This is a genomic window from Nocardia sp. NPDC058497 (assembly GCF_042720195.1).
Taxonomy (GTDB): domain Bacteria; phylum Actinomycetota; class Actinomycetes; order Mycobacteriales; family Mycobacteriaceae; genus Nocardia.
In genome coordinates this window covers 1-5,571 of record NZ_JBHXMY010000400.1, presented here as the reverse complement: position 1 = coordinate 5,571, position 5,571 = coordinate 1, and the positions used below count along the sequence as shown (strand labels likewise).

Below are 5,571 nucleotides of genomic sequence, written 5' to 3'. Positions count from 1 at the left end.
AGCGAGAACAACATCCCGGACACCCTGGAGCTGGGTGGCAAGAGCCCCAACATCTACCTGCCCGATGTGATGGCCGCCGACGACGACTTCCTCGACAAGGCCGTCGAGGGTTTCGTGATGTTCGCGCTCAATCAGGGCGAGGTCTGCACCTGTCCCTCGCGCGCGCTGATCGCCTCCTCGATCTACGACGAGTTCATGGCCCGCTGTGTGGAGCGCACCAAGGCGATCATCAGCGGCAACCCGCTCGACGAGGCCACCATGATCGGCGCGCAGGCCAGCAACGACCAGTTCGAGAAGATCCTGTCCTACATCGACATCGGCAAGAAGGAGGGCGCCGAGGTCCTCACCGGCGGCGCGGTCCGCAGCGTCGACGGGCTGGCCGACGGCTTCTACATCGAGCCGACGATCTTCAAGGGCAGCAACGACATGCGCGTGTTCCAGGAGGAGATCTTCGGCCCGGTCGTCGCGGTGACCACCTTCGACTCCACCGACGAGGCGCTGAAGATCGCCAACGACACCCTCTACGGTCTCGGCGCCGGCGTGTGGACGCGCGACATGAACACCGCCTACCGCCTCGGCCGCGGTATCAAGGCCGGCCGGGTGTGGACCAACTGCTACCACGCCTACCCGGCGCACGCGGCGTTCGGCGGCTACAAGAAGTCCGGCATCGGCCGCGAGAACCACAAGATGATGCTCGAGCACTACCAGCAGACCAAGAACCTGCTGGTCAGCTACTCGCCGCAGAAGCTCGGCTTCTTCTGATGGTGCGGCGCGTCGACCTCACCGAACAGGCGGCGACGCTGCTGCGGGAACTGGCCGGGCACCACGGCCCGGTCATGTTCCACCAGTCCGGCGGCTGCTGCGACGGCAGCTCCCCGATGTGCTACCCGCGCGGTGAGTTCCGCGTCGGCGCCTCGGACGTGCTGCTGGGTCATCTGCCGGGCGACACCCCGTTCTGGATGAGTGCCGACCAGTTCGCGTACTGGAAACACACCCATCTCACCGTCGACGTGGTGCCCGGCCGGGGCAGCGGCTTCTCGCTGGAAGCCCCCGAGGGCGTGCGGTTCCTGATCCGCTCACGCCTGCTCACCGACGACGAGGTGGCCGAGCTGGAATCCCAGCCGCCGCCACCCACCGGTGACACCGTTCCCCAGTGATGTGAAATACGCGCTATCACATCGTTTTTCCGCAGGTCGGCGGTGCTCGATACGCGCCGCTGACCTGCGGGATCCACGGCCGTAACAGTCGTCGACCATTCTTCAAACCCTCGACGATCACCGTTGCCGTCGCACGCGCTTGCTTGTTGATGAGGAGCTACCCCTGTGAGTACCGACGCGATTCCCGCCACGGGTGCGGACACGCCCGCCGACGACTATCTCGCCAAACGCACCCTGCGCTCCGGCTCGGCCGGCTGGGTGCTGCTGGCCGGTCTCGGCGTGAGCTATGTGATCTCCGGTGACTACTCCGGCTGGAATTTCGGTCTCGCCGAGGGCGGTTTCGGTGGTCTGCTGATCGCGGCGATCGTCATCGCGGGCATGTATCTGGCCATGGTCCTCGGCATGGCCGAGCTGTCCTCGGCGCTGCCCGCGGCCGGTGGCGGCTACACCTTCGCCCGGCGCGCGCTCGGCCCGTGGGGCGGATTCGCCACCGGGACAGCGGTTCTCATCGAATACGCGATCGCGCCCGCGGCCATCGCCACCTTCATCGGCGCCTATGTGGAGTCGCTGAACCTGTTCGGGATCACCGACGGGTGGTGGGTGTATCTGGCGGTGTACGCGCTGTTCATCGGCATCCATCTCGGCGGGGCGGGTGAGGCGCTCAAGGCGATGTTCGTGATCACCGCGATCGCGCTGGTCGGTCTGGTCGTCTTCGCGATCGCCGCGGTGGGCAGGTTCGATGTCGCGAATCTGACCACTATCGCGGCGGACCCGGCCGCGACCGGCTCGTCGTCGTTCCTGCCGTTCGGGTACATGGGCATCTGGGCCGCGATCCCGTTCGCCATCTGGTTCTTCCTCGCCGTCGAAGGCGTGCCGCTGGCGGCCGAGGAGGCCAGCGAGCCGGAGAAGAACGTGCCCAAGGGCATCATCGTGGCGATGCTGCTGCTGGTGGTCACCGGTGCGGTGGTGCTGGTCCTGGTGACCGGCGCGCTCGGCGCCCAGGACGCCTCGGCCTCGGGCAACCCGCTCGTCGAGGCGCTCGGTGACAGCCCGGCGGCCAAGGTGGTCAACTACATCGGCCTGGCCGGTCTGATCGCCAGCTTCTTCTCCATCGTCTACGCCTACTCGCGCCAGACCTTCGCGCTCTCCCGCGCCGGCTACCTGCCGACCAGCATGTCGGTGACCAACTCCCGCAAGGCCCCGATGCTGGCGCTGATCGTGCCCGGCATCATCGGCTTCGGCCTCTCACTCACCGGCGAAGGCGCGATGCTGCTGAACATGGCCGTGTTCGGCGCCGCGGTGAGCTACGTGCTGATGATGGTGAGCCACATCGTGCTTCGCGTCCGCGAACCGAACATGCCGCGGCCGTATCGCACGCCCGGCGGCATCGTCACCACCTCGTTCGCGCTGGTCATCGCGGCGGCCTCGGTGGCGGCGACCTTCCTGGTCGACCAGAAGGCGGCGCTGTTCACCCTCGGTGTGTTCTGCGCCTTCATGGCCTACTTCGGGCTCTACAGTCGCAAACACCTGGTCGCCAAATCCCCCGACGAGGAGTTCGCGGCGCTGGCCAAGGCCGAACAAGAGCTCGAGTAATCCGCTCACCGAATCCGTGAAAGGAGGCGGCACCCGATGACCGTGTACCGCAGCTCTGTCGGCGCAACGACCTACACCTTCGACGGTCTGATCGATCTCCTGGCCAAGGCGACGCCCGAACGCAGCGGCGACCAGCTGGCCGGCTGCGCCGCCGCGACCGATGCCGAACGCGCGGCCGCGCAGTGGGCACTGGCCGACGTGCCGCTGACCACCTTCCTCACCGAGGTGGTCGTCCCGTACGAGACCGACGAAGTGACCCGGCTGATCATCGACAGCCATGATCGGACCGCGTTCGCCCCGATCGCGCATCTCACCGTCGGCGGATTGCGCGACTGGCTGCTCGCGGTCGCCGCGACCGAGGATTCGGCGACGACGCTGGCCGCGGTCTCGCCCGGGCTGACGCCGGAGATTGTGGCGGCGGTCAGCAAGATCATGCGCAATCAGGATCTGATCGCCGTCGCCAAAGCGACCGTGGTGACCTCGGGTTTCCGCACCACGATCGGCCTGCCCGGCCGGTTGAGTACGCGCCTGCAACCCAACCACCCGACCGATGATCCGCGCGGGATCGCGGCCGCCACCCTCGACGGACTCCTGCTCGGCTGTGGTGACGCGGTGATCGGCATCAACCCGGCCACCGACTCGCCCCACGCCACCGCCGATCTCCTGCACCTGCTCGACGAGGTCCGTCTGCGCTTCGACATTCCGACCCAGTCGTGCGTGCTCTCCCACGTCACCACGACCATCGGGCTGATCGAGGCGGGCGCGCCGGTGGACCTGGTGTTCCAGTCGGTGGCGGGCACCGAGGGCGCGAATGCCGGTTTCGGCGTGAACATCTCGCTGCTGCGCGAGGGGAACGAGGCCGGGCGCTCGCTCGGACGCGGCACGGTCGGCGACAACGTGATGTATCTGGAGACCGGGCAGGGTTCGGCGTTGAGCGCGAATGCCCATCTGGGCGTGGGTGATCGACCGGTGGACCAGCAGACGCTCGAAGCGCGCGCCTATGCCGTCGCGCGGGATCTGCGACCGCTGCTGGTGAATACGGTGGTCGGATTCATCGGGCCCGAGTACCTCTTCGACGGCAAGCAGATCATCCGGGCAGGGCTCGAGGACCACTTCTGCGGCAAGCTGCTCGGCCTGCCGATGGGGGTAGACGTCTGCTACACCAACCATGCCGAGGCCGATCAGGACGACATGGACACCCTGCTCACGCTGTTGGGCGCGGCGGGCTGCGCGTTCGTCATCACGGTGCCCGGCGCCGACGATGTGATGCTGGGTTATCAGAGCCTGAGTTTCCACGACGCGCTCTACGCGCGGCAGGTGCTGAATCTGCGTCCCGCACCGGAATTCGAGGCGTGGTTGTCCGCGCTCGGCATGCTCGACGCCAACGGCCGGATACGGCAGGTGGAACCGCTGTCGTCACCGCTGCGGGCGTTGGCGGCGAACCGATGAGTACCAGCGCGGATATGCCGATGAAATCCACTGCGACGAAGCCGATTCTGCGCATCACGGGATCGAACACCGAGCCGAGAGGAAGTGCAGTGGGCGAGCCGACATCGGGAGAACGTGCGGCATCGAATTCCGAAGATGCTGTGGCGCAGGAGTTCTGGCGCGACCTGCGGCGCAACACCCAGGCCAGGATCGGACTCGGGCGCACCGGCGACGCCCTGCCGACCACCGAAGTCCTCGCGCTGCGGGCCGCGCACGCCGCCGCCAGGGACGCGGTGCACGTCCCGCTGGAAGCCGAAATGTTCGCCGAACAGATCGCGAGCATGGGCCTCGGCGCCCCGGTCACGGTGACCAGCATGGCCGCCGACCGCTCGGAATACCTACGCCGCCCCGACCTCGGCAGGCAGCCCGCCGACCTGTCCGGGGTCGAAAACCACAGTGCCGATATCGGTTTCGTACTCGCCGACGGCCTGTCCCCCCGCGCGCTCACCGACCACGGCGCGGGCCTGCTCGCCGCACTGTCCGACGAACTCTCCGACCGCTACACGCTGGCCCCGCCGGTGATCGCCACCCAGGCACGCGTCGCCCTGGGCGACCACATCGCCGCGGCCATGGGCGTCCGCACCGTCCTGGTGATCATCGGCGAACGCCCCGGCCTCTCGGTCGCCGACAGCCTCGGCATCTACCTCACCCACGCCCCGCGCCCCGGCCGCACCGACGCCGAACGAAACTGCATCTCCAACATCCACCCACCCGACGGCCTCACCTATACCGACGCCGCCCGAGTAGTCGCCGGCCTGATCGCAGGCGCCCGCAAACTCGGCCGCTCCGGCGTCGACCTCAAGGACACCTCCCGCACCGATGCGCTGACCAGCTCCGAAACCCGCACCATCACACCGCAGGAGGCGCCCACACCGTGAGCTGACCCAGACACCATGGCGGCGCGGATCCCGTTCGATGTGAGCCGGAGCCGATCGCTCCATAGAGTGATGCCCATGATCCGCACCGCCGCCCTCGCCCATGTCCGCGACCGCAGGCTGATCCAGACGCGCCCGGAAGGTAAGGACGTCTTCTACATGGCGGGCGGGAAGATCGATCCGGGCGAAACACCCTTAGAGGCGTTACACCGCGAGATCGAGGAAGAACTCGGCGTCGGTCTGTCCGGCGTCGCCGAACTCGGCATCTTCGAGGCCGAAGCCTTCGGCCATGGGAAGAACACCGGCCTGCACATGACCTGTTTCCTCGCCGACTTCACCGGCGAACCCCACGCCACCGGCGAAATCGCCGAATTCCGCTACTTCACCGTCAGCGAATACGCCGCCATGGAACACGTGCGGTCTCTTAAACACAACACCGAGCCAACGAGACACTAAAT

Annotated in this window: 5 protein-coding genes and 1 pseudogene; all 6 read left to right on the top strand. The window is 67.3% G+C overall.

What is annotated here, in order from left to right:
• A pseudogene (gene adh, locus ACFWPJ_RS23150) lies at window positions 1–762 on the top strand (aldehyde dehydrogenase); the annotation flags it as partial.
• Window positions 762–1,157 carry a DUF779 domain-containing protein gene (locus tag ACFWPJ_RS23145; protein WP_378854480.1) on the top strand — a complete coding sequence of 132 codons (396 nt, stop codon included), beginning with the start codon at window positions 762–764 and terminating at the stop codon, window positions 1,155–1,157. The pseudogene adh and the gene ACFWPJ_RS23145, both read left to right, overlap by 1 nt.
• Before the next feature lie 165 nt (window positions 1,158–1,322).
• Window positions 1,323–2,750: an ethanolamine permease gene (gene eat, locus ACFWPJ_RS23140; protein WP_378854479.1), complete on the top strand. Its 1,428-nt coding sequence runs from the start codon at window positions 1,323–1,325 to the stop codon at window positions 2,748–2,750.
• 36 nt (window positions 2,751–2,786) lie between these two features.
• On the top strand, window positions 2,787–4,199 hold the full coding sequence (locus ACFWPJ_RS23135) for an ethanolamine ammonia-lyase subunit EutB (RefSeq protein ID WP_378854478.1): 1,413 nt from the start codon (window positions 2,787–2,789) through the stop codon (window positions 4,197–4,199).
• Between the two features lie 89 nt (window positions 4,200–4,288).
• Entirely contained in the window at window positions 4,289–5,116 is an 828-nt protein-coding gene (gene eutC / locus ACFWPJ_RS23130) for an ethanolamine ammonia-lyase subunit EutC (RefSeq protein ID WP_378854477.1), read from the top strand.
• A gap of 69 nt (window positions 5,117–5,185) precedes the next feature.
• Complete coding sequence (locus tag ACFWPJ_RS23125) at window positions 5,186–5,569, top strand: NUDIX domain-containing protein (protein WP_378854476.1); 384 nt, start codon at window positions 5,186–5,188, stop codon at window positions 5,567–5,569.
• Window positions 5,570–5,571 lie beyond the last annotated feature (2 nt).

What these genes read in the sequence shown, in the direction of transcription:
- ACFWPJ_RS23145 (WP_378854480.1), top strand. Translation starts at nt 762, where the DNA reads ATGGTGCGGCGCGTCGACCTCACCGAACAGGCGGCGACGCTGCTGCGG.
- ACFWPJ_RS23135 (WP_378854478.1), top strand. Translation starts at nt 2,787, where the DNA reads ATGACCGTGTACCGCAGCTCTGTCGGCGCAACGACCTACACCTTCGAC.
- ACFWPJ_RS23125 (WP_378854476.1), top strand. Translation starts at nt 5,186, where the DNA reads ATGCCCATGATCCGCACCGCCGCCCTCGCCCATGTCCGCGACCGCAGG.